A 2,852-nucleotide genomic window follows, 5' to 3' on the forward strand; every position below is an offset into this window, starting at 1 on the left:
GGCGCCGCGCGGGCGGGGGCGAGCCGAAATATGATGTGCCTGGGTCTTTCGCACAGCGGGAGCAGAGAGGCAGATGGACATACCCCGGAGTGGTCCGTGACCCCGCGCCGGCGGCCCCCTCGGCCGGCCAGCGCCGATCTGCTGACCATGCTGGGGAGGCTCACCGCCCAGGCGCGGGAGGGCGCCCAGCTGCACCACGCCCGGGTCGAGCTGGCCGAGGCCCTCCAGCGCGAGATGCTGCCCGCTTCCCTCCCCGTCCTGCCCGGGCTGCGGACCGCGGCCCGGTACGCGCCCGCCCAGCACGGCCTGGACATCGGCGGCGACTGGTACGACGGCTTCCGGCTGCCCGAGGGCGCCCTCGCCTTCTCCATCGGCGACGTCCAGGGGCACGACGTCGCCGCCGCCGCCTTCATGGGACAGGTGCGGGTCTGCCTGCGCGCCGTCTCGGCCGTGGTCTCCGACCCCGGGGAGGTGCTCGGCCGGGCCAACGACGTCCTGCTGTCCATGGACTGCGAGCTGTTCGCCACCTGCAGCCTGCTGCGCTTCGACCCGAGCACCGGCGAGCTCCAGGGGGCCCGGGCCGGCCACGTCCCCGCCGTCTGGGCCACCGTCGACGGCCGTCACGGCATCGCCGAGGACGCCGGGGGACCGCCGCTGGGCCTGGTCCCGGGGGCGGGGTACGGGGTCACCCGGCGCAGGCTGACGGCGGCGGGGTCCATCGTCCTGCTGACCGACGGCGTGGTGGAGGGGCCTTCGTTCCCGATCGAGACGGGGCTGGAGCGGGTGTCCCGGATCGTCAGGGAGGGCGCGGGCGGCGACCCCGGTGAACTGGCCGCCGAAGTGATGAAGGTGGCCGACTCCACCGGCCACGCCGACGACGCGGCGGTCCTCGTCCTCAGCCACGACGGCCCCGGCGCCGGCGCGGGCCCCGGGAACGGCCCCGGAACGGGCGGCGGGGCCTGACGGGCGTGTCACGCCCGGACGGGACGCCCCGGCTGTTGTCTGATGCTGTGGTGCGCACCCTGCAATGGCGACGAACGTGCGGAACGCTCCTGCTGGTCCTCGCCGTCGCCGCCGCCTACTACGCGACCGGCCGGCTGGGGCTGCTGCGCCAGGTGTCCGTCGGGGGAGCCGTCGTCACACCCCTGTGGCCGCCCACGGGCATCGCCCTGGCCGCCCTGCTCAAGTTCGGCCCGCGGGTCTGGCCGGCGTTCGCCATCGGGACGTACCTGGCCATCGAGCAGCTCGCCGCGTTCCAACCCGCCGACCTGGGCATCGTGGCGGGCAACGTACTGGCCCCCCTGTGCGCCTTCCTGCTCCTGCGCGCGGCCGGGTTCCGGCCCGAGCTGGACCGGCTCCGCGACGGGCTGGCGCTGGTCTTCCTGGGCGGCCTGCTGCCGATGCTGATCAGCGCGACGGCCGGGAGCTGGACGCTGGTGCTCACCGGCAACCTGTCGTCGGGCGGCTTCTGGCCCACCTGGGCGGCGTGGTGGGCGGGGGACACCATGGGGGTGCTGCTGGTGACCCCGGTGCTGCTGGCCCTGCACTGGGCGCCGCTGCCCAGGGACCCCCTGCGGGTGGCCGAGGCGGCCGCCCTGACGGTCGCCACGATCGTCGCCACGGTGGCCGTCACCCACAGCACCATGTCCCTGCTGTTCGTGGTCTTCCCGCTGCTCATCTGGGCGGCCGTGCGCTTCCAGCTGGCCGGAGCGGCCCCGTGCGCCCTGCTCGTGTCCGTCCTGGCGATCTGGGCGGCGACCGACCACGCCGGACCCTTCACGGGACAGAGCCTCCTGGAGACCATGGTCAACCTGCAGGCCCTCAACGGCGCGGCCGCGCTGACCGGTCTGCTCCTGGCGGCCCTCGTGGCCGAGCAGAACAACGTGCGGCTGAAGATCGAGGAGGCCTGCGAGGAACTCGCCGAGGTCGTCGCCCACCTCTCCCCGGGCCGCGGGGACGAGGACCCCGCCGGCCACCCCTGAGTCGCGGGGCGAGCACCGCTGCACATTTCCTTGACTCCTCAAGTATCTTCAGTATTCTTGAGCACTCAAGGAGGTAGCAATGAGTGATGCGCTGGATGTGTCCCTGCGCCTGGTGAAGGCCCAGACCGCCCTGGTGCGGCGGTTCGACTCCCGCCTGGGGGCCCTGTTCGGGGTCAGCCTGGCCGACTTCCTGGTGCTGCTGCACCTGGGGAGGGCCGAGGGCGGCCGGATGCGGCGGGTGGACCTGGCCGGGGCGCTCGGGCTCACGGCCTCGGGCGTGACCCGGGGGCTGGCGCCCCTGGAGCGGATCGGCCTGGTGGTCCGCGAAGCCGACGCCCGTGACGCCCGCGTGGCCTACGCGGCCCTCACGGACGCCGGGCGCGAACGGCTGGCCGACGCCCTGAAGGCCGCCGAACAGGTGGCCGCCGACGTCTTCGCCGCCCCCGAATGGGCCGGCGCCGACGTCGAGCAGCTGAGCGGACTCCTCACCCGCCTGGGCGGCACCGGCCTCCCCGAGGACCACGGCACCGGCGCCTGACCCCCCGCCGGGGCGGCCCCGCGCGGGCGGCCCCGGCGCCCTCGGCGCCGCACGGCGACGAGGATCTTCCCCACCTGGGATCACGACCCGTCGCGCAGGCCCGAGGTGACGAAGGCATCCGCTTCAGGGCCGGTTCAAGCTGACGGGAACATCGCCTTAAGGGCCGGGGAAGTTCTTGCCGCACCCGGTGCCACCTCGGTGAACAGGCGTGGAACACACACGAGTTGACGTTGACGCCCCCGCTCTACTCGCGTTGTGTGGGGCGCATGAGGATTCCCCCACGTTTCGCGGCCCTGGCCGCCGCTGCCGCCTTCGCCGCCACCCTGCTCACC

The 2,852-nt window shown here is 74.2% G+C and carries 3 protein-coding genes; all 3 read left to right on the forward strand.

Annotated elements, in window-relative coordinates:
* Positions 1 to 147 precede the first annotated feature (147 nt).
* The 3 genes from VR44_RS17780 to VR44_RS17790 all read left to right on the forward strand — a co-directional run bounded on the left by VR44_RS17780 (position 148) and on the right by VR44_RS17790 (position 2,520).
* Positions 148 to 963 (forward strand): PP2C family protein-serine/threonine phosphatase, encoded by an 816-nt coding sequence (locus VR44_RS17780; protein ID WP_045948502.1) that lies wholly within the window; start codon positions 148 to 150, stop codon positions 961 to 963.
* A 47-nt stretch (positions 964 to 1,010) separates the two neighbouring features.
* Positions 1,011 to 1,982, forward strand: a complete 972-nt coding sequence (locus tag VR44_RS17785) for an MASE1 domain-containing protein (RefSeq protein WP_045948500.1) — start codon at positions 1,011 to 1,013, stop codon at positions 1,980 to 1,982.
* A gap of 79 nt (positions 1,983 to 2,061) precedes the next feature.
* Positions 2,062 to 2,520 carry a MarR family winged helix-turn-helix transcriptional regulator gene (locus VR44_RS17790; RefSeq protein WP_045948501.1) on the forward strand — a complete coding sequence of 153 codons (459 nt, stop codon included), beginning with the start codon at positions 2,062 to 2,064 and terminating at the stop codon, positions 2,518 to 2,520.
* The last annotated feature ends 332 nt before the right edge of the window (positions 2,521 to 2,852 follow it).

Source organism: Streptomyces katrae (genome assembly GCF_000966975.1).
Classification (GTDB): domain Bacteria; phylum Actinomycetota; class Actinomycetes; order Streptomycetales; family Streptomycetaceae; genus Streptomyces; species Streptomyces katrae.

Excerpts from the sequence above, each read along its gene's own strand:
- VR44_RS17780 (WP_045948502.1), top strand. The coding sequence starts at position 148 with ATGCTGGGGAGGCTCACCGCCCAGGCGCGGGAGGGCGCCCAGCTGCAC.
- VR44_RS17790 (WP_045948501.1), top strand. The coding sequence starts at position 2,062 with ATGAGTGATGCGCTGGATGTGTCCCTGCGCCTGGTGAAGGCCCAGACC.